The following is a 20,937-nucleotide window of genomic DNA, read 5'->3' on the forward strand; positions in this document are numbered from 1 at the left end:
CTTTTCTTATGATACAAATTTTAAACCTACAACACCAATGACAATCAATAACACGCTGACAATACGCCCCATACTTTTTGACTCTCCAAAGAAAATCATATTAATAATGACTGCACCTGCTGTACCAATACCAATCCATACTGCGTAAGCAATACTTACTTGCAAGTACTCAAATGAAAAGTAAAGTAAGGCAAAGGCGCCACCAAATCCTAATAAATAAATGAAGCCATTAAAAGCAGTCTTTTGTTCACTATATTTTTTCAAGCCAATTACGCCTAAAAACTCAAAGGCTGCAGCGAGTATTACTAATATCCAGCCAAGCGTTGTAGCAGATAAGCCTGGAACTGCTTCAACTACAAAGTCTAGGGTAGCGGCCGTTTCTTGTATATTATTCATATTATGCTACCCCTTTCGATGCTTTTTTCTCGTCAATGCTATCCGCAATGTTTAAGCCCATAACACCAATGACAATTACTACGATAAACGCAATTTTTGCAACGCTAAGTGTTTGCCCGAAGAATAATACGTCCATTAACGCAACACCTACTGTACCAATCCCTGCGAAGATAGCATATACTGTACCTGTTGGTAAGCATTCGCATGCCTTCGTTAAGAAATGGAAGTCGATAAAGATAAAGATTATAATAAATATCCAATGCCACCACGCTGATGCAACATTAAAGCCGAAAATCCATACAAGCTCAAAGAAACTTGTTGCAGCAACATAGAACCATGCTCTTTCTTTTACTGTTTTCATTGTAAAACCGTCCTTTAATTTTTAAGTGCGTGCTGTAAAAGCTCATACACTTCATGTTGTTGTGCCTCCGCATGCGCTTCAGCATCACTATCATATAAATAAATTTGCTCTGCAGCAGACTCAATCAAACCAATCATTAACTTTGATACTGCCTCTGGCTTAACGCCCTGTCTCACAAAGCCTGCTTCTTGTGCCTCTACTAACCATTGTTGAAGCCATTCATAAATTGGTGCATAAACCGTCTCCCACTCTTTTAAATGCTCTGTAGCCGCCAGCCCTGCGTAAATTAACGCTTGGATGTCATGATACGTCCGAGCTACTTCAAATATGGAGTGGATAATGTGTTGGAGTTGCTCCTTATGAGGCGCGCTTTTATCTACATTCTCGTTAACTACATCTAATGTTTTGGCCACCATGACCTCAGCAATCGCTGGCATTAACGACCACTTAGACGGAAAATATAAATAAAATGTGCCTTGTGCAATGCCAGCACGTTTCACAATATCTGAAATGGTTGCTTTGTGCACACCGTTTTCTTTAAATGCCTCAATCGATGCTTGAACAATCATTTGCTTTTTATCCATGTACTCATCCCCCTGACTGACTGTCATTCATTTTACAGCATATACTAATTTTTTGCAAGTAAACAAAAAGCTCACTCGCTAAAGTGAGCTTTTATTTATTCAACTGTTACTGCAATTGGTGCAATGCGAAGTGACGGACTACTAACGCGTGCAAAGCCTGCATATATGTCGTCTGCTACCGCTTCAATTGTTGTTAACAACTCAAAGAAATTACTCGCAATGGTCATTTGTTTAGTTGGACCTACAATTTTACCATCCTCGATATAAAAACCGCTTGCTGCTACCGAAAAGTCCCCTGATATTGTATTAGCACCTGCATGTAGTCCAGCTAAACTGGTAATTAACACACCCTTATCAATTTCAGTAATAAGTTTATCCTTACTCACAGCCCCAGCCTGTAAAATAAATTTATGCGGTGCAATTGAAATAGTCCCTTTATACGAAGGCTTATACGCATTCCCTGTTGTCACTACACCTGCTTCTTCTGCCGTGCGTCGGTTGTGCAGTAAAGTTTGCAATACACCTTGCTTAATAATTGTGCGCGGCATTGTTGCTACGCCCTCTGCATCAAAAGTAGTTTTGCTTAATGATTTTATATAACGAGGCTCATCTGTAATTGTTACTTGTGCTGCAGCCACTTGTTTTCCTACTTTACCTTGTAAGCGAGACATCCCTTTTTGTGCTTCCTCCGCGGAAAAAGATGAAGTAAAAACATTTAACAGTGCAGTTGCCGCTTCGTTTTCTAAAATTACAGGGTATTTTTCTGACGCGATGGATAGTCCACCTAAACCAGCGACTGCTTGTGCAGCTACTCGCTTCGCAAAACGTTCACTTGTAAACTGTGTTAGGTCGTCAATAATCTCAACTTCACTACCTGTTTTTGTTTCACCATTTGCCATAGCTACTGCGTTTGCATAAATAATTAAGCCATTACTTGCCTCGTGCAAATCAAGCCCCTTAGCATTTACTAAATGACGCTCACCTGTAAATAATTGCATCTGGCAATAACTCACACGCTTAATACGCTCATCTAGCGCTAGGATTTGCTCTTCTACTTGTTGCAATGTACTAATCATTGCTGCTGGCGTAACAGCTTCTAAGTTGTCGTTATAAAATGCTGCCTGTGCATAACGCTCACTACCAGCAAAGCTCGTTGTAGTGTCTTCAATCTCAATGACATCAGCATTTTTCTTTACTGCCTCTACAAGAAAGTGAATAGAGTCTTGCTCAATTTTTTCGGTATAGGCATAACCCATTTTGTCATTAAAGCGAGCTCTAAAGCTAACACCACCTTCTTCTGAGGTTTCGTAAGTATCTAGTTCGCCTTCATTTACTTTAACACTAGTAGCTGAGCTAAATTCTGCATACACCTCAGCATCTTGTAAGCCTTCTGCAATTGCAGCTTGTAGTAGCGCTTGTTGAAATTGTTGTCGCTCCATTTATAACCCCTCCTTTGTACCGCCCACGGTCATTTCGCTTACACGTATCATTGGTTGCCCAACATTTACCGGAATACTGCCACTCAGCGAGCCACACATACCAGCACCGTGCGCTAAATTATTGCCTACACGGTCTACATTAAATAAGGTTTCGGCGCCATTACCAATTAACGTAGCACCTTTGATGGGTTGTTTAATTTCACCGTTCTCTATAATATAGCCTTCCATTACTGCGAAGTTATAATCTCCTGTTGCCGGGTTAACAGAACCACCGCCCATATATTTTGCGTAAATGCCATACGCTGTATCCTTAATAATACTTGCCGGATCTGATGTACCATTTTCAATAAAGGTATTGGTCATGCGTGATGTAGGATTGTATCGGTACGATTGACGACGGGATGAGCCAGTAGCTGTAGTATTCATACGACGCGCATTAAATTTATCTACCAAATAGCCGCGTAAAATACCATCCTCAATCAATACATTGCGGCGAGTTTTTTCACCTTCATCATCAACATTAAGTGAGCCCCATTCATTAGCTAAAGTGCCATCATCTACGTATGTTACTAAATCTGAAGCTACTTTTTCACCAATACGATTAGCAAATACAGAGTTGTTTTTCGCAACAGCTGTGGCCTCAAGTCCATGACCACAAGCCTCGTGGAAGATAACACCGCCAAACTCATTATCAATAATAACTGGGAACTTGCCACTCGGACACTCCTCAGCATCTAGCATCGTTACTGCAATACGTGCTGCTTCCTTCGCGTAGTGTTGTAAATCTAGGCCTTCTATAAATTCAAAGCCTGCATGCGCACCAGGTCCATAATGCCCTGTTTGAATATGCTCACCATCTTTTGCGGTAGGTACGATTGTAAGGCGTGAGTGAACGCGTGTATCCTCTACTTGCTTGCCCTCACTATTAGCGATTAATACATGTTGCTCTTCTTCAAAGTAGCGTACACGCACTTGACTGATTTTATCACTGTAACTACGCGCAATCTTGTCTGCATTACGCATCACCGCTACCTTTTTATCATAATCTACACTTTGTGGCATCTGTAAAATACGATTCACAATTGCTACCTCTTGCTTACTAAGTGGCTGTAATGTACCGCCTTTACCATTTACGATAGCAATAGCTGCTCGTTTTGCAGCCTTAATTAACGCCGCTTCCGAAAAATCAGTTGTATACGTATAAACATTTTGTAAGCCTGAAAAAATACGAATACCAATACCGAAATCACGTCCTGATACGGCACGTTCAATTTTATGGGATTGTAGCTCTAAATGATTGGCAAAACGATCCTCTACAAAAATTTCTGCAAAGTCGCCACCAGTTGATAAAGCCGCCTCTAGTACATTTTCAATAGTTGATTGTTGTAACATGATGAAAGCCCCCTTTGCTCATCAGTATAACAAAAAAAGGCATGAGCCTGACAATGTCAGACTCACACCTCGCCTTTACGTACTTGTTTTGCCAATGTACGCTTTTGCATAGTGGCATTTAAAACGCCACCAAAGATTAAAATCATACCTGTAAAATACAGCCATAGCATCAGCATAATAACGCCACCAATACTGCCATATGTTGCAGAGAAGTTACCAAAATTATCAACATAAAATGAGAAACCATACGTTAAAATCATCCACGCTGCCGTTGCAAATACTGCACCTAGCCATACACTACGCAATTTTAGACGCGGATCCGTATTTGGTACAACCCAATACAAACCAATAAGCACTACAAAAATAAGTAATGGGGGCATCACCCAACTAATCACACCAAGTAAGTTAACAAAGCTCATCTTAATATCAATAAACGATGTAATAAAGCTAATGATTTGTTGGCCAAAAATAGGTAATACTAATGCTAACAACACTACAATAACAAGTGCTAAAGTAAACACTAATGAGAGTGCGCGATCTTTCATGCCAGACTTACCCTCAGTTTCATATGCTTTGTTTAAAGCATTCATTAATGCATTAATACCTTTGGAAGCTGACCAAATTGTACCTAAGATACCGATGGATAATAACCCACCATTACGATTAGTTAACACATCTTTAAGCGTACCCTCTATCATTGTATAGATTTCATTTGGCATAATGGTTGCTAAAAAAGAGTAAATTTGTTCAACTTGTAAATTTAAAAATGGTAGTAATGTTACTAAAAAAATAATTAACGGGAAGAAGGATAGTAAAAAGAAATACGCAAGCTGTGCACCTAATGCCGAAATGTCTACACGTTGCACACGCAATAGTAAGTCTTGCATAAACCCTTTCCCTGTTAATACATCAATATCCTCTAACTGTGGTGAAACGAGAGCTTTAACCTTTTCTATCGTTTCATTCTCTTTCTTTTCCTCAGCCTGAGCCATAACCATTCCCCCTAATTTTTAGTGAGAGGCGCTGTCTTCTTTATCAAATGCAGCTTTTGTTTCGCTAACCATAGACTGAATTGTGCTTGGCGCATCCTTTAATTGCTCTACTTGACTCATTAATGATTGAATGCCGTCATTTGCGCCGTTATATAATCCTTGTGCTTGTTCGACTTTTTCAGCAATCATTTCTTGTAATTCGTCGCGGTTAGCGGCGTAATATGACACTGTACCAGCCACTGTTTTTGTTGTTTCGATTGTTTTCTCACGCGTTGTACGGTCTAGCATACTAATTGCTGCGCCTGCTAACGCTCCTAATAGAATTGATGGTAGTAGTTTACTTTTTGCCATAATACTCTCCTCCTAAGTTATCTGTATATTCCCTTTTGCGTTTACCTTAAACGCTCGTACATTACTATCTTACCAAAAAATACACGACTATAGATAACTTTTCAAAGTTGACTTTTTCGTAACATAATGGAATGATAAATTTAACGATACAGGAAGGCGGTTTTGTTTACTATGGATTTAACAACACCCACTAAAGAAAATGTTCAATATATGATTGAACAGCTAAAAGAAAAGCTACGCATGGTAAATGTCGATGCAATGCGCTCAGATAATTTTGGCGAAGACAACTACGAAGACCTTCACTACCTTTATAATATGGTAATGAAGCGTGACAATTTCAGTCCAAGTGAAATGCAAGCAATTGTTGCTGAGCTTGGTTCATTACGTAAATAAGTAACAAGCCCTCACTTTTGTGAGGGCTTGTTTTATACTTGTAAAAATAAACGACCATGTTGGCAAAGTAAATGTGCTTTTTTGTGCATAGCTGTTGCAGGTGCAATTGTAATATGCTCAATTTCAATTGTAATGAACTGATTCATAATATCAAAAAAGTATTTCATCTCTTGCTCCGCCTCTTGGTATACAGGCTTTACACATTGATTTTTAATAAAATAAATAACGCTTGTATTATCGCTATACAATTGCACCTCACTAACATCATTCGCAAAAGCTAGTTCAATTGCTCGCTTACATGCATAAAGCTCTGCACCATAACTTTGGAGTGCTAGGTAGTGTGGTGGTACAACACCATAATCCTTAACGGTTGTAGTAACGACGCCATAATAACCTTGCCCACTCATTGGAAAATAAGCGCCATCTACATACCAACCAACTGGTGCGGTAGGTTGGCTATTTTTCACCTTTGCTATCGGCTTTGGTTTTACTACTGCCTTTGGCTGTTTTTCTCTTTTGGTTAGTTGATGCTCTATCATACAAGCTTCAGCTTCTTCGCTTGTTTTAAAAGCAAAGAGCTTACTCCCCTTAACACCTGACGTTTGTTTCAACGCTAGCTGAGATGACGTATATAAACCTGGTTTTGTACCCCTTACTACTACAAAGTATTTATTTTTACTCATTTCTCTCTCCCCTTTCGTATAAAAAAAGCAGGATGCCTAAGCACCCTGCTCCACTCAGATAGCACATGTGCTGTCATAAGTTTATTCTTGCTGTTCGTCTTCCATTGTAACAGTACCATCCTCTAGTACACGTGGTTGAATTAATACCTCAACACGGCGGTTTTTCGCTCGTCCTTCATCAGTATCATTAGTGTCAACCGGCTTGTTTTCGCCGTAACCCTTAGCACTGAAATACTTAGGATCTAGCTGAGGATTGCTGACCATTAATTGCTGTAAAAAATTCACTGAACGCATTACAGATAATGACCAGTTGGATGGGAACTGTGCCGTACTGATAGGCACGTTATCCGTATGACCTGTGATTACCACATTACGTGGTGGATCAAAAACTAAAATTTGCGATAGCTCGTCTGCTACAGGCACATACTCTGTTCGAATAGTAGCCTGTCCCATATTAAATAAGATAGAGTCACGAATTGTTACAAGTAAACCCTCGTCTGTTAATGTAGTGTCAAACATTTCTTCTAGCTCATTATTGGCAATAAAACCATCCACACTGTCTTTAATTTCACCCAGCGCTTCTTGGTCTTCCATATAGGCAGAACTTTGCATCATGTCTTCTAAATCTTGTGATTGTGTAGGTGTCATTGTATCAACAGGTGACGGATGCTCCATAAAGCCCGTACCTCCATCAAATACCTGATTAAATACCTCTGACATTCGTTCTAATTTTTGTTGGTCAACGGAGCTCGAAGCAAACAGTACAATAAATAGCGCTAATAGTAACGTTAAAATGTCGGCGTAAGGAACCAGCCAGGATTCATCAACATGCTCCTCTGGCTTTTTACGCTTAGGCTTCTTGGCCACCGCCTCCACCTTCTCCCATAATTTGTTTACGTTCTGCCATCGTTAAATATGAAGATAGTTTTTGCTCAATGACGCGTGGTGCCTCACCCTCAAGTACGGATAAAATCCCTTCAATCATCATGTACCGTTGCTTTACTTCAATTGCGGATTTACGCTTTAATTTATTGGCGAATGGGTGCCATAAAACGTAACCAGTGAAAATACCAAGGAGTGTTGCAACGAAAGCGGCTGAAATCGCATGGCCTAATTTATCAATATCATTCATATCCTTTAAGGCTGCAATCAGACCAATTACCGCACCAAGTACACCAAGTGTTGGCGCATATGTACCCGCTTGTGTAAATATGGCTGCGCCGGATGCATGACGATCTTCCATCGCTTCAACTTCCTCAGTTAACACGTCTCTTATGTAATCTGCGCTTTGACCATCAATAGCTAAGGTCAAACCGTTTTTCAAAAATGGGTCTTCTACTTCATTTGACTTACCTTCAAGCGCTAGTAATCCTTCACGACGCGCTAAGTCAGCCCACTCTGAAAACATTTTAATTAGCTCAACATCACTCGCTAGCTTTGTTTCTGTAATTAAAATTTTAAATAATGTTGGAACATTTTTAAGTTCCTTCATAGGCACTGCAATTGTTACCGCTGCGATTGTACCAAAGATAATAATTAAGATAGCGGCTGGGTTTATTAAAGCATCCAGACCAACACCTTTTAATACCATCCCTGTTAATAGCGATGCAAATGCCAGTATAAGACCTACTACCGATGATATATCCATTATCCTACCTCCATGTATGATAGCCCCTGCGGGATTTACTAAATAATACTACTCTTATATTTTAACAACTTTTCACAGAAAACGGTTGATTTACTTATAAATCTTCTGCGATGATGAATTAAATTGTTACAAATTAATCACTATTCAAAGATATACTTTACCATTTTTACTGTGCAAGGCAGTTGTGAACTACCATTTCATATTTTAGCCTTACTTTTGCATAGTGTGTATTGTATACTTAAGTTATAATAGTTTTTAATTACCTAGTAGAGAGGAGTATTATTTCTATGTTTACTGCAACTATCTTAGGTTTCTCAGTTATTATTTTGATTTCTATCGTGTTCTTCATCGCTTACCTAATGTTCGGTTTAGACTCTTCATCAGCGTCTAAAGTAGATCCAGCTCCAGAAACTAAATAATCTGATTCCTAGCGAAAAACCCTTAGCTTATGATGTAGCTGGGGTTTTTTTAGTATGCATTTCTTTTTACATTGTAAAGGATTATTCCCTATATTCCTATGTTTTTAAATCAAGATAAACCTAAAGTATGAGCTAATAAATCAATAGACCTACAACTTTAGCCGAAATTTCGGCTTTATTTTTCATAAGCACCTTATTATTTCACAATTAATTTGACATATCGTTCTTTTTTCTTACTATGAATGCTCTTTGAAACTCCATTTTTGCGGCTCAGTAGTTTATCCTAGATAAACTCTGTATTATGTAAAGATTAGCTACTGTTTTTCATAATTTGTTAAAATTCAGTATTGTCTGTTTCTATTTTCTTTGTATTATTTTAAAATAGGAGAGATGGGAGAGGAGATATAGACATGACAATTTTACAAAATATTCTTAGCTTTAATAAAGATTTCGTTAATAACAAGGAGTATGAACCGTATATCACGACCAAATTTCCTGATAAACGCATCGTTGTTCTTTCATGTATGGATACTCGTCTCGTTGAGCTTTTACCAAAAGCAATGAACTTACGTAACGGAGATGTTAAAATCGTTAAAAGTGCGGGGGCACTTGTAAGTCATCCATTTGGTGCAATTATGCGTAGTTTGCTAGTGGCTGTGTATGAGCTACAAGCGGATGAGGTATATGTAGTGGGCCATTACGATTGCGGCATGAGTGCCGTTGACCCAGAAAGCATGATTCAAAAAATGATTGAGCGCGGCATTAACCCCGAAGTTATTGATATGGTGGAGTTTTCAGGTATTGATTTAAAAGATTTCTTACGTGGCTTTGGTGACGTGGCAACAAGTGTTATGAAAAGCGTAGAAACAATCCGTAACCATCCATTAATGATTAAAACAATCCCTGTACATGGTTTAGTCATTGATCCAAATACAGGTCGCTTAGATGTTATCGAGGACGGCACTGTCGTTCGTTTATAATTAGCAAGGAGATGATACCTAGGTATCATCTCTTTTTATATGTTTCTCTTAACATGGCATACATATAATGATCTTCCCACTTCCCATTAAGCCATAGCAACTTACGCAATAATCCTTCCTCCGCAAACCCTGTCTTTATGAGTACACGGCGTGAGGCTAAATTTTGCGGGGCAACATAGGCTTCAAGTCGATGAAGCTCTAGACGCTCAAAGGCAAAGCGCTGCACTAGCTTAATAGCTTCTGTCATAATGCCTTGACCTACATAATCTTTAGCCATTGCATAACCAATAAAGCCACTTTTATAAGGCATGCGCTTAATACTATAAAGAGCTATATGACCCACTAATATATCTCCTACAAACACACCAAACGTAAATTCACGATTGCGTTGTGCTAAATAATTACCTTCGATTATTTTTTTTCGTTGAGCTTGTGCAGTATAATAATAAGCTGAGTGTATCGGTTCGAATGTTGACCAAGCCTCTTTATTGGCAAATAAAAATTGTGCAAGTTCGTCAGCATCTGATGGTTTAAAAATACGAATAAAACAACGCTCCCCCGTAATCATCATACGAGGTGAGCGTTGTGGTAAGAAACGTAATAACCAATTAAGCATTATTTTTTCTTATGTTTCTTCTTAATTTTCTTTTTAATTTTTTCTTTTTCCTTAATCATTTCTTCGCCATCAGGTGTGTTGCCTAGTGCATCCGTTAATTTTAAACCGCGTTTTTCTAAGTTTTCTTCGATTAAGCGCAGTGTTTCTTCCAACACATGAATACGTGCGTAACGCTTGTTATTACCTGGCACAACTACCCATGGTGCATTAGCTGTATCTGTCTTATCAAACATGTCTTCCGCAGCAACCTCATACTTTGACCATTTATCACGATTACGCCAATCTTCGTCTGTTAGCTTCCACGCTTTATATGGATCATTCTCGCGGTCAAGGAATCGTTGTAATTGTTCTTCTTTTGACACGTGTAACCAGTACTTGACAATGATATAATTACCATCTGTTAGCATCTTTTCGAAATTATTAATTTCGTTGTATGCGCGTGACCATTCATTTTTCGTCGCAAAGCCCTCAACACGTTCAACTAATACACGGCCATACCATGATCGGTCAAAAATACCGATTTGTCCGTGCTGTGGTAGCTTGCGCCAGAAACGATGCATGTAGTTATAACGTAATTCGTGAGGTTGTGGTGCAGAAATTGGGTGTACTATGTAGCCGCGTGGGTCAATTTTTTCTGTGATACGCTTAATTGCGCCACCTTTACCTGCCGCGTCCATGCCTTCGAATACTAAAATTAAACCAATTTTATTTTTAAGTAAAAATTGTTGTGCGTTTAACATTTCGTATTGCAACACTTCAAGTTTTTGATTGTACGTTTCTTTATCAAGCTTAATGTTGAGATCTAATTCTTTAAGGCGTTCTGACATATGATCACTCCTAAATTATTTGATAACTCTACTTTACTAAATTTTGAGAAATAATGATACCGAATTACACTTAATTAACCAATAAGGGGGGTTTTATGTGCTATATTTTTTAATGATGCTTACCACCTACTGTGGTTCCTTAGTTGCGGCTGTGCTATTTTACATTTGGCATATTACGGCCATTGATGCACTCAGTACTATCACGCGCTACCCTGTGTTATTATCACCTACACACTTGTTGTATACGTTTGTATTTGTACTTTATATGGTGCTTGGCTATTGGCTACTAAAGGAGGCACGTCAGCATACACTAAAGCGTGCACTATTATTTAGCGTTAGTATGCTGTTACAAATTGCTTTGTTTATTGTTTGGCATTTAGAGTTAATTCGCTATATGCTACTCATTAATATATTGCTGATGGTAACGTTGTTTTTATTGTACCGCACGTATGACACAGCTAACATCAAGGAACGTTTGCCCATCTCACTTTTTTTTGCTTGGGTAACCTTTTCTACCATCTTTATTTTTGAACTTACCGTTGTTTTTTATAGCTTTCATGGCTTTGGCCTAAGCAAACAACTCTGGGTAATTGTACTGTTAACAATTGGTGCTGCAATTGCATTACATATGCGCTACCACTATAATGACCGTTCCTTTTCTATCGTATTTATTGTTATTTATCTTGGCATCGGTTTACATTTACGCTTCGACGAAATGCTTGTAACACTATGCACCTTATTTTTAAGTGGTGTATTAATCGCAGGTATTTTATATTTACAAAAAAACACAGCGCGCTCATAACAAGCGCACTGTGTTTTTTTAGTCTTCTAATTTTGTTAAGATGATTGGCTCGCCTTTTGTGACTACAATAGAGTGCTCGATTTGTGCAACGCGTGATTTATCTGGCGTTACAAATGTCCAGCCATCACCAAGTTCTACAATATGCTCAGCTTTTTCCGAAATAAACGGTTCAACGGCTAGCACCATACCCTCTTTCATAATTGTTGAGTCCCATGCATCATAATAATTAAGCACATGATTTGGCTCTTCATGCAATGAGCGCCCTAAACCGTGTCCTGTTAAGTTCATAATAACTGTTAAATCATGCGCATAAGCTTCGCGCTCAACCGCTTTACCAATTTGGTTAAGCTTAGAGCCAGCTTTTACTTTTGTCATTGCGCGGTCAAATGATGATGCCGCTACATCACAAAGTTTTTGTAGTTTGTCGTCTGTACCAACTACAAATGAAATACCCGTATCTGCAAAATAACCCTCACAAGAGCCTGACACATCAATATTAACAATGTCGCCCTCTTTAATTACGCGGTTACCTGGGATACCATGCGCTACTTCTTCATTAACACTAATGCATGTGTAACCAGGGAAATCATACTCTGCTTTTGGTCCTGAAACTGCACCTAGCTCTTCAAACATGCGACCTGCAATATCATCTAACTCTTTCGTAGTCACACCTGGCTTTGTTGCTTCTTTCATGACCTCGCGGATTTGTGCCATAATGCGTCCTGATTTTTTAAATGCTTGTAATTCTTCATCTGTTGTAATAATCATTGTGAAACGTCCCTTTCCTATCATAAGATACCTTTAATAATAGCACAGTTTATTTTCGTGAAAAGTGTTTAGCTCCGCAATATCTTTGAAACTTTTGGTAATTGGCATACGTATAAATAAAGGAGGAGTGATATTTATGGAAAATGAACGCGTACTTGCTTCACTTAGCTACTTTAGTATCTTTTTTGCACCCTTTTTATTCCCTATAATTTTATACTTGATTGTTAAAGAAGAATTTATTAAACACCATGCAAAGCGTGCCTTGTTATCACATCTAGTACCCGTAGTGTTTGGCTTTATTCTCATGTTTTTCTTGTTAACTGGCTCACTGTTAACAGAAGCAAACAATAGTGCCGGCACAGGGATTGCAATTGGCTACGTAATTGGCATGATTGCATATTTTGCTGTAACAATTGGCTTTTTCATTTGGAATATCGTTCAAGGCATTCGTGTTTTGAAGTTTTAACTCTAGCATTTTAGGCTAAATACTAATAAAGGAGTGGTTAAGTATGGCTAAAAGACAAACAAAAGCACAGCCTAATGAATCAAAGATAGGTAAAATTATTCGCTTTGGGATGGTATATGCGCCAATTATTATTCCTATAGTGCGTAAGGTAATGAATAATCGTAAAAAAACAAAATAACAAAAAGAGCTTGCAGCCCGACGCTGCAAGCTCTTTTTTTATGCAAAAGTCACAGCTGTTGTACTGTAGCCTTCCTTCATCTTTGTAACATGTAAAATGGCAGGCATCTCATCTTTTAATTCAGCCACATGCGAAATAACCGCAATAGTACGTCCTGTATTGCGTAATTCAATTAATGTAGTAATCGCTCGTCTTAATGCCTCCTCATCTAATGAACCAAAGCCCTCATCAATAAACATCGTGTTAATTTGTACATTACCATTAAAGCTTTGAATCACATCTGACACACCTAAAGCCAAGCTTAACGAAGCATTAAATTTTTCGCCACCTGATAAGGTTTTAACATCTCGTTGTGCATCAGCATAGGCGTCATACACGCTTAAATCTAACCCAGTTTGTGATCGCTTGTCACTTAACTCTGTGGTGCGTACTAATTGATACTGCTCATTAGAAAGTACGCGAAGACGTAAGTTTGCCGCTTCAATAATTTGTTGTAAGTAATACGTTTGCACATAGCGCTCAAAAGATAAATTGAGCTCATTTTTGCCTGTTAACGCATCTGCAAGGTGAGCAATTTGTGCCCGCTCTTGCTCTAGCGTACCAATACGTTTTATGAGTGTCTCAAGCTGTGTGAGTAGAGATGTACATGCTTTAATAAATTGTGTTACTACATCAATATTTTTATACGCTTCTCTCGCTGATTGCTCTGCTTTTTGTACCTCCAAAACGAGAGGTGCTATGTCTTTTACTTGTTGTCCCTTGTAGTTAGCTAACGCTACTAGCTGCTTTTGTAAGTCATGCTTTGCTGTGTCATATTCCTGAATATTATGTTCAAATTGTCGCTGATTGGCTATTGGTAGCACACTTTGTTCATATACTTTAGCATCTGTAAAGCCTGCTTGTTGCATAGCCTGCTGTGCTTTTTGCTCTGCTACTTGCACAGTACTGCTGGCGTGTGTAACGCGCTCTTCAGCTACACGTAAAGCAATCTCACTTTTATGGTATAGTACTGAACTTTGCTGGTGTTGATCTGTTGCTTGTTCATAAGCTACAACTAACTTTTCAAGTGACTGCTTGTCTTGTGCAATAGCATCAGTCAGTTGTTGCTCACTTCTCTCTCCTAGCTCTTGTTGTAAAAGTGTTGCTTTTATCTGCTCCTGTTGCTTAGCTTGTTGTAACTCCTCATAAGAAGCCTTATAGCGCTTCACATTTTCCTGATGTTGTGTCAGTTGTTCAGTTAATTGTTCAGCTTGTGTACGTTGCGTAGCTAGTGTTTTGCGAATAGCATTATGCGCCACATAGCCCTCCACCAACTCAGCTTGCAAAGCTTCAATTGTTTGCAAATCTTGTTGCGGCTCTTCAAGCTCCGCTATGCGCTCTTTACCATGTGCAACATCACTAGTAGCTACTACTAACGCATCCTTTGCCTGCTCATACGTTTGTTTTGTCATCTCATAGTATGCCAAATCAAAATCTGCTGGGAAGGTAGCAAGCTGTTTCGCTATAACTGTATTTGCACATACTGGGCAAGTATCTCCATCATGTAAATGAATAGCTAGCTCTGCAGCACGTTGTTGATTACGCTTGGCTTTCACCTGCTCATAGCTAGCTTGTGCTTTATGTAACGCCTGCTCACATGCAACAACCTCTGCTTCAAAACGCTGTTGCTTAGCTTGGACATTAGTATAAATCGTTAACTTACGTTGTTCTTGCTGCAGTTGCGCTAATTCAAATTCGTAATTAGGTGCTGCCTCTACTTGTTGTTGAAGCTGTGATACGCATTGTTGTAGCTCTGTTAGTTGCTGTTGTAACGCTTGTTCTTTTTGCTCTTCAGCTTGTAATTGTTGCGTTTGCGCTGTTAATTGCTGTGTTAGTATTTTTACATCTGCTGTACACTTTGCGAGCGATTGTAAGCGTGGTAATTGCTGTTCATTCTCTTTAATAGTAGTGCGTAATTGCTCCATTTGAGGTAATGTTTTTTGCACTGCTGTAAATGTCTCAGTTGATTGTTGGTATAACGTATTAGCTGTTGCATACTGCGCCTGCACAGTTGTTAATTGTTGCATTGCTTGCTGATATGCGAGCTGTGCTTCGTCACACGCTTCCATATAAGGGCGGATTTGTTCTGCTTGTTTGGCTAATGCTAGTTGCTGACGCTTAACTTCAATTGCTGACGCTTGTTGTTGCACGGCTTCGTACGCATTAGCAGCCTCCATATAATTTGCGATTTGTTCGTTATGTTTACGTCCATCCTCTAACTGCTCACGTGCAACGACTACCGCTTGCTCAGCCTGCTCATACTGATTTTTAGCAACCTGTACTTGTTGCTGGTAAAATGCTAGTTCTTCTTGTAAAGCTAGCATCAGCTGATTGGTATTAATCTCTTCTTGCGTTGCAATATCAGGTAATTTTGAAGCAGGGCGCGCATATAATGCCTCAGGGATTTGCTTCATAAAATATTGAAGCTCTTGTTTGCTCTCACGGTATAGGGCGTCTTTATGCTTTTTATGCTCATTCATGTGGAGTGCAATTTGCTGATAGCGTACCGTCGCAAAGATTTTGCGTAAGATTTCCTCTTTATCTAATGAGTTAGAAGTTAATAATTTACGAAACTCGCCTTGCGGTAGCATAACAATTTGGCGAAACTGATCCGCATCTAAGCCAATAATTTCGATAATTTTAGGATCAATTGTGCGTTTGTTTTGCTTTTCCGTACAAAGAAATGGCTTGCCATTTTTTATTTCGAACAACTCAATTTTGTCACCGGTTTTTGTTTTATTGCCCTGTTTAACATGACCTAGTTGACGGGTAATTTCGTACACACGGCTATGCATTTCAAAGCGAAGCGTTACAGACGTATGCAAGTTATCGTCTGCAAAGTCACTGCGTAGCCCATCAACTTTACCGCTGCGGTCCTCACCACTAGCACTATCGTAAAGAGCAAAACTAATGGCATCAAAGATAGTCGTTTTACCAGCGCCTGTTGCGCCTGAAATCGCAAAGATGCCTTGCTCATGTAATTTGGTGAAATCAATTTCCTCTTTATTTTTATAAGGCCCAAAGGCCGTCATTGTTAAATGAAGTGGCTTCATGCACGACGCCCTCCTTCCTCTAACTCATCTAATGCTTGTAAAAAAAGTGCCGCTGTTTCATCTGCGGGTAGTTTTCCTAAAACTTCTTGGTAAAAACTTTCGAATAATTGCAGATCATTCATTTCTTCTACTTTTACTGTTGTCATATGATTAGCTACAGCTGTTGCTGCCTCCCGTACGACATGCATCGCATTTGGATATACTGTACGTACTCGCTCCATTGGCGAAGCTACAGGATGCTCATTAGTTAAGCGTACAAAAACATAATCCTCACAACGCTCGTGCTGTAAAATTTCTTCGATGTTGCCTTCAATTTGGCGTAAGTCATAACGTGGCTCAAGCACCTGTTTGTTAACAGCTATCTCGCCAGTCGCATCAAGCTCAACGATATAATAACCCTTTTGATGTAAACGCTCAGACAAGGAGTATTTTAGTGGTGTGCCTGCATAGCGCACTTTTTCACTACCTACTTTATGTGCCTTGTGCAAGTGACCAAGTGCCGTATAATGAAACGGCTCAAATAATGTAGCGTCTACATAAGCTACACCGCCAACAGTTAATGGGCGCTCTGAGTCACTTGTATTTTCCTCATCACCTTCCCCATTTTTAGTCACAAAGGCGTGACCAATCAACACATGGCGCGCTTCTTTATCCATGGTGCTCGTTATTGTTTCAATTGTTTTTGCCATTGCTGCTTGATGTGTTGTAATCGTTTCGTCTTCATGTGCAAGTCGTACGACTCTATGCTCTGTAAAGGGCACTAAATGAAAGTGCACTTCACCAAATTCATCGTGGAGCACGACGCGCATAACTTCTTTATGGTACTCGCCTGCAACATAATAGCCGCTCTTTGCCATTAACTCGCTACCAAAAGCTAAGCGACTAGGGCTATCATGATTACCCGCTACGCAAATCACGGGTATCTCAAGCTCATTAATTAAAGTGTCGAGTGTTTCGTTTAATAATTGTACAGCCTCTACAGGTGGTAATGCACGATCATACAAATCACCCGCAATAATAATAACGTCTGGCTGGTGCGCACGCATCTGTGCGATAAACTGCTGTAAAATATAACGCTGGTCTTCCGTCATATAAATCCCTTGAACAATTTTGCCTAAATGCCAATCGGCTGTGTGTACAATTTTCATTGCTAAACTCCTCCAAAAGAAAACGTATGTTCTTGCATTGTAGCATAACTTACAAAAAAATACTGCCGCAACAGCACGCATTAGCGTAAACTGCTCCAACAGTATTAAATCTTTATACAAAATTATCGTAGCCCTTAAACACCGTTACAATATCTGCAATCGCTACACGCTTAGCTGGCTCATCTTGTTGCTCAGCCTGTTGTTGCGCAATAATATCTTTAAAGCTAAGCGGGTTTGGCGGTGGTGCTTGTGTAATCGCAAAACTATCTGAACCTGTGTAAGTACGCAAAAAAGCATTGGCCATGACACGGTAACCATCTAAGTTGGGATGGATATCCGCAGGGTTTGGTAAATAGCTTGTTGCTGTTAAACCAAAATCATCATAGAGTGGCACAAAGCTTGCACCTACACGGGTTGCCTCTTGCTCTAATATCGTATTGAGCTTTATAATTTGCTGTGCTGCCCCTTGCTTTTGATTGTCGTGCACATAAGGATAGGCAAAGTAATAACCCATCACATACACCTTAGCTTGTGGAGCTCGTGTTGCTAGCTCATCTAATAATACTATCATTTGCTTGCGTACACGGTTAAGTGCAAAGTCTGCATTCATTTGATTAAAACTAATCATGCCACTTGCTACATCTCTTGTGACAAGCGGCAATACGTCATTTGCACCGGCTGATACTGTAATAAGCGTTGCCTGTTGTAATAATGGCTGTGAAGCTTCTTCTTGCACACGCTCAATTACGTCAGTCGTCGTAAAACCTGGAAACGCTAATTCTTTCGAAAAAAAAGCTACTCGCCCCGCGGCTCCTAGCTGGCTCGCAATTAAGCCTGCATAGCCATAATCAATTTCTTGATACGGCGTTTGCCCTGCAGCTAGTGAGTCCCCAATCGCAATATAATTTTCATTAGCATAGGCGGGTGTTGCCAATAACCAAATCATTACCATACTACTTAGTACGCGCTTCATTACAGTCCCACCTTTTTTAAAACGCCCAGCTACCCTTACGGAAGATTGGCTCTGCTGTACCGTCCGCTAAAATGCCATCAATAGCCATCTCTGCACTACCAATCATAAAGTCTTCATGCGTAATCGAAATATTAGCGCCCACAGCTGCAAGCTCCTTATCTGTCATATCACGTCCACCTGCTAAACAAGTTGGGTATGCTTCACCAATGGCTAAATGGTTAGAGGCATTTTCATCAAATAATGTATTGTAAAATAAAATATTTGAAGCTGAAATCGGTGACTCATGCGGCACTAGTGCTACCTCGCCTAAATAGCTTGAGCCTTCGTCAACGCTCATTAACTGCTGTAATAAATCATTACCTACACCAGCCTCAGCCTTCACAATTTTGCCTTGCTCAAATGTCAGTGTAAAGTCGTCAATAATATTACCTTGGTAAACAAGCGGTTTTGTATTGCTAACATAACCATTTACACCTGTTTTATTAGGCAATGTGTATACTTCCTCTGTTGGCATATTTGCCACAAAAGTAACATCCTGTGGTGTTTTACTACTTGCTGCTAACCATAAATGCTCAGGCGCTAGTTCAATTGTTAAATCTGTACCTGGTGCTGTGTAATGGAGCTTTGTATAATGCTTAGCATTTAGCATTGCTGCACGTGCCTCAAGCCCTGTAATATGCTCACGCCACTTAGCTACTGCATCGCCTTCTCCAATACGTACGGTAGAAAAAATAGCATTCCATAGTGCTGTTACACGTTCTTCTTCTTTTAATTGTGGAAAGATTTTTGTTGCCCACTCTTTAGACGGTACAGCAACGATTGACCAAGCAATATCATCCTTCATTGCAGCAGCACGGTAGTTAGCTAATGCCTTGCCACTTGCTTTTTGTTGCTTAGTTAAGCGCTCAACATCAATGCCCGCTAATAAATCTGGATTGTCTGCATCAATCCATAATAACGCACCATTTTTAGCTACTAACTCATCACGTTGTAGTGCTGCCCATTGTGGGTAACTCTCAATTTCTTCATCACTTGCATGCTCGTAAAAAGCGCGTACCATTACATCATCCGTAAGCTGCACATGCACACGACCTGCGCCTGCCTCGTAGGCTTTCTTTACAACTAATCGTGCAAAATCAAGTGCTTCAACGCTCGTATTTACTAATAAATATTGTCCCTGCTGAATGTTTACCCCAACTTTTACGGCAAGCTCTGCATACTGTGCTAACTTATCTTCAAATGTCATATTATTTACGCCCCTTTTTTGTAAGTGTTGTTGAGTTCCCTTCGATTAATTGACCTTCATGCCAAATTTTTTGGATTGGCTTTTTCGGTAATTCTTTTGTTAAACGACGGAAGTCACGCTCATCACGGTATGATAATAAAGTTAATACTTTACCATCATTACCTGCACGGCCTGTACGACCTGAACGGTGTAGGTATTGCTCAATTGTACGTGGTACGTCTACATGAATAACATGTGTTAGTCCTTCAATATCTAAGCCACGCGCTGCAATATCTGTCGCAATTAAAATCGTTGCATCACCTTTACGGAAACTATCTAATGCTTTTTTGCGCTCTTCTTTTTTCATGTCTGAGTGCAGTGTAACAATCGGTGCATTGCGGTAAGAAAGCTTTGTTTCTTTCATTAATACTTGGTCAATATTATTGACGAAAGCTAGTGCATGGATGCCTTCTGTATGTGCAAGGCGACGTAAGAAGTCTGTTTTATCACGCTCATCAACTTTTACAAATGCATGCTCTACTTTGCTTACATGCACCATGTCCTCAGGTTTAATAAAAATACGTACAGGCTCAAACATCATACGCGATGCAACTAGCTCGATTTCTTCAGTAATAGTTGCTGATACAACTACTACTTGGCGTCCAAATTTTGCCCCGTCAATAAATGATTTAACAATTACACGGTACTCACGGCTAAGTAGTTGATCACATTCATCTAAGACAATTGTTTCGACATCTTTTAGTTTTAACTTACCTGAACGTACTAGTTCATTTAAACGACCCGGTGTACCTACAACGATGCTTGGCTTCTTTTTTAGTTTTTCGACTTGGCGAGCCATATTAGCACCACCAATTAATTGTTGAACAGTAATGTCTGTGCCCGCAATCCATGTACGAATCACTTCAACAATTTGCATACCTAACTCTTGTGAAGGTGCTACGATTAATGCTTGAATAGCTTTTCGATTACCATCTACCTTATTTAAAATTGGTAATGCATACGCTAACGTCTTACCTGAGCCTGTTGGTGACTCCGCTACAATGTCCTTACCCTCTAACATTGCTGGAATCATATCTTCTTGTATTTTCATTGGACGTTCAAATGTCCATTTCTTCTGCAAATCTTCTTTTAATAAGTCAATAACTGACATGCCTTGCCCCCACCTTAAATTATAATAATTTAT

Annotated in this window: 23 protein-coding genes; 5 read left to right on the forward strand and 18 right to left on the reverse strand. The window is 39.5% G+C overall.

Annotation, left to right across the window (positions count from 1 at the left end; all coding sequences use genetic code 11):
- Positions 1-6: 6 nt before the first annotated feature.
- From CH76_RS10615 to CH76_RS10645, 7 genes are all read right to left on the reverse strand, one after another.
- On the reverse strand, positions 7-396 hold the full coding sequence (locus CH76_RS10615) for a multidrug efflux SMR transporter (RefSeq protein WP_081892691.1): 390 nt from the start codon (positions 394-396) through the stop codon (positions 7-9).
- A 1-nt stretch (position 397) separates the two neighbouring features.
- Positions 398-757 (reverse strand): multidrug efflux SMR transporter, encoded by a 360-nt coding sequence (locus CH76_RS10620; protein WP_036145929.1) that lies wholly within the window; start codon positions 755-757, stop codon positions 398-400.
- 14 nt (positions 758-771) lie between these two features.
- Positions 772-1,341 (reverse strand): TetR family transcriptional regulator, encoded by a 570-nt coding sequence (locus CH76_RS10625; protein ID WP_036145931.1) that lies wholly within the window; start codon positions 1,339-1,341, stop codon positions 772-774.
- Between the two features lie 95 nt (positions 1,342-1,436).
- Positions 1,437-2,780 (reverse strand): TldD/PmbA family protein, encoded by a 1,344-nt coding sequence (locus CH76_RS10630; RefSeq protein WP_036145933.1) that lies wholly within the window; start codon positions 2,778-2,780, stop codon positions 1,437-1,439.
- A complete protein-coding gene (locus CH76_RS10635) occupies positions 2,781-4,172 on the reverse strand; it encodes a TldD/PmbA family protein (protein ID WP_036145936.1) in 1,392 nt (463 codons plus the stop codon).
- 62 nt (positions 4,173-4,234) lie between these two features.
- The gene (locus CH76_RS10640; protein ID WP_051910322.1) at positions 4,235-5,164 is read right to left on the reverse strand and encodes a YihY/virulence factor BrkB family protein; all 930 of its coding nucleotides are present in this window, start codon (positions 5,162-5,164) and stop codon (positions 4,235-4,237) included.
- Positions 5,165-5,182: 18 nt separating this feature from the next.
- Positions 5,183-5,515, reverse strand: coding sequence for a hypothetical protein (locus CH76_RS10645; RefSeq protein ID WP_036145939.1), 333 nt, complete (start codon positions 5,513-5,515; stop codon positions 5,183-5,185).
- A 171-nt stretch (positions 5,516-5,686) separates the two neighbouring features.
- Here CH76_RS10645 and CH76_RS10650 point away from each other — a divergent pair, with 171 nt between their 5' ends.
- Positions 5,687-5,908, forward strand: coding sequence for a DUF1128 domain-containing protein (locus CH76_RS10650; protein ID WP_036145940.1), 222 nt, complete (start codon positions 5,687-5,689; stop codon positions 5,906-5,908).
- 32 nt (positions 5,909-5,940) lie between these two features.
- Here CH76_RS10650 and CH76_RS10655 read toward each other — a convergent pair whose 3' ends face one another.
- From CH76_RS10655 to motA, 3 genes are all read right to left on the reverse strand, one after another.
- Positions 5,941-6,591, reverse strand: coding sequence for a viroplasmin family protein (locus CH76_RS10655; RefSeq protein ID WP_036145943.1), 651 nt, complete (start codon positions 6,589-6,591; stop codon positions 5,941-5,943).
- A gap of 81 nt (positions 6,592-6,672) precedes the next feature.
- Complete coding sequence (gene motB / locus CH76_RS10660; RefSeq protein WP_036145945.1) at positions 6,673-7,458, reverse strand: flagellar motor protein MotB; 786 nt, start codon at positions 7,456-7,458, stop codon at positions 6,673-6,675.
- Positions 7,442-8,239 carry a flagellar motor stator protein MotA gene (gene motA, locus CH76_RS10665; RefSeq protein ID WP_036145948.1) on the reverse strand — a complete coding sequence of 266 codons (798 nt, stop codon included), beginning with the start codon at positions 8,237-8,239 and terminating at the stop codon, positions 7,442-7,444. The genes motB and motA overlap by 17 nt, the downstream gene beginning before the upstream one ends.
- Positions 8,240-9,068: 829 nt before the next feature.
- Here motA and CH76_RS10670 point away from each other — a divergent pair.
- Positions 9,069-9,638: a carbonic anhydrase gene (locus CH76_RS10670; RefSeq protein ID WP_036145950.1), complete on the forward strand. Its 570-nt coding sequence runs from the start codon at positions 9,069-9,071 to the stop codon at positions 9,636-9,638.
- Between the two features lie 25 nt (positions 9,639-9,663).
- Here CH76_RS10670 and CH76_RS10675 read toward each other — a convergent pair whose 3' ends face one another.
- A complete protein-coding gene (locus tag CH76_RS10675) occupies positions 9,664-10,254 on the reverse strand; it encodes a GNAT family N-acetyltransferase (RefSeq protein ID WP_051910323.1) in 591 nt (196 codons plus the stop codon).
- A complete protein-coding gene (locus CH76_RS10680) occupies positions 10,254-11,081 on the reverse strand; it encodes a polyphosphate kinase 2 family protein (RefSeq protein ID WP_036145952.1) in 828 nt (275 codons plus the stop codon). Before CH76_RS10680 ends, CH76_RS10675 begins: the two co-directional genes overlap by 1 nt.
- 97 nt (positions 11,082-11,178) lie before the next feature.
- Between CH76_RS10680 and CH76_RS10685 the strand changes: the two genes are divergently transcribed.
- Positions 11,179-11,883 (forward strand): hypothetical protein, encoded by a 705-nt coding sequence (locus CH76_RS10685; RefSeq protein WP_051910324.1) that lies wholly within the window; start codon positions 11,179-11,181, stop codon positions 11,881-11,883.
- An 18-nt stretch (positions 11,884-11,901) separates the two neighbouring features.
- Here the strand turns inward: CH76_RS10685 and map are convergent, their stop codons facing one another.
- Positions 11,902-12,651 (reverse strand): type I methionyl aminopeptidase, encoded by a 750-nt coding sequence (gene map, locus CH76_RS10690; protein ID WP_036145954.1) that lies wholly within the window; start codon positions 12,649-12,651, stop codon positions 11,902-11,904.
- A gap of 136 nt (positions 12,652-12,787) precedes the next feature.
- Here map and CH76_RS10695 point away from each other — a divergent pair, with 136 nt between their 5' ends.
- Together CH76_RS10695 and CH76_RS14170 are read left to right on the forward strand one after the other, a co-directional pair.
- Positions 12,788-13,117, forward strand: coding sequence for a DUF4870 domain-containing protein (locus CH76_RS10695; protein ID WP_036145956.1), 330 nt, complete (start codon positions 12,788-12,790; stop codon positions 13,115-13,117).
- Positions 13,118-13,160: 43 nt separating this feature from the next.
- Complete coding sequence (locus tag CH76_RS14170) at positions 13,161-13,295, forward strand: hypothetical protein (RefSeq protein ID WP_255344108.1); 135 nt, start codon at positions 13,161-13,163, stop codon at positions 13,293-13,295.
- Positions 13,296-13,333: 38 nt separating this feature from the next.
- On the opposite strand, the gene CH76_RS10700 is transcribed toward CH76_RS14170, so the two are convergent.
- The 5 genes from CH76_RS10700 to CH76_RS10720 all read right to left on the reverse strand — a co-directional run bounded on the left by CH76_RS10700 (position 13,334) and on the right by CH76_RS10720 (position 20,904).
- Positions 13,334-16,387, reverse strand: a complete 3,054-nt coding sequence (locus tag CH76_RS10700; protein ID WP_036145958.1) for an AAA family ATPase — start codon at positions 16,385-16,387, stop codon at positions 13,334-13,336.
- Positions 16,384-17,535, reverse strand: a complete 1,152-nt coding sequence (locus tag CH76_RS10705; RefSeq protein ID WP_036145960.1) for an exonuclease SbcCD subunit D — start codon at positions 17,533-17,535, stop codon at positions 16,384-16,386. The genes CH76_RS10700 and CH76_RS10705 overlap by 4 nt, the downstream gene beginning before the upstream one ends.
- A 112-nt stretch (positions 17,536-17,647) precedes the next feature.
- The gene (locus CH76_RS10710) at positions 17,648-18,508 is read right to left on the reverse strand and encodes an SGNH/GDSL hydrolase family protein (protein ID WP_036145963.1); all 861 of its coding nucleotides are present in this window, start codon (positions 18,506-18,508) and stop codon (positions 17,648-17,650) included.
- Positions 18,509-18,524: 16 nt separating this feature from the next.
- Positions 18,525-19,754, reverse strand: coding sequence for an aminopeptidase (locus CH76_RS10715; RefSeq protein WP_036145965.1), 1,230 nt, complete (start codon positions 19,752-19,754; stop codon positions 18,525-18,527).
- Position 19,755: 1 nt separating this feature from the next.
- A complete protein-coding gene (locus tag CH76_RS10720; protein ID WP_036145967.1) occupies positions 19,756-20,904 on the reverse strand; it encodes a DEAD/DEAH box helicase in 1,149 nt (382 codons plus the stop codon).
- Positions 20,905-20,937 lie beyond the last annotated feature (33 nt).

It is taken from the genome of Lysinibacillus sp. BF-4, assembly GCF_000743635.1.
Taxonomy (GTDB): Bacteria; Bacillota; Bacilli; order Bacillales_A; family Planococcaceae; genus Metalysinibacillus; species Metalysinibacillus saudimassiliensis.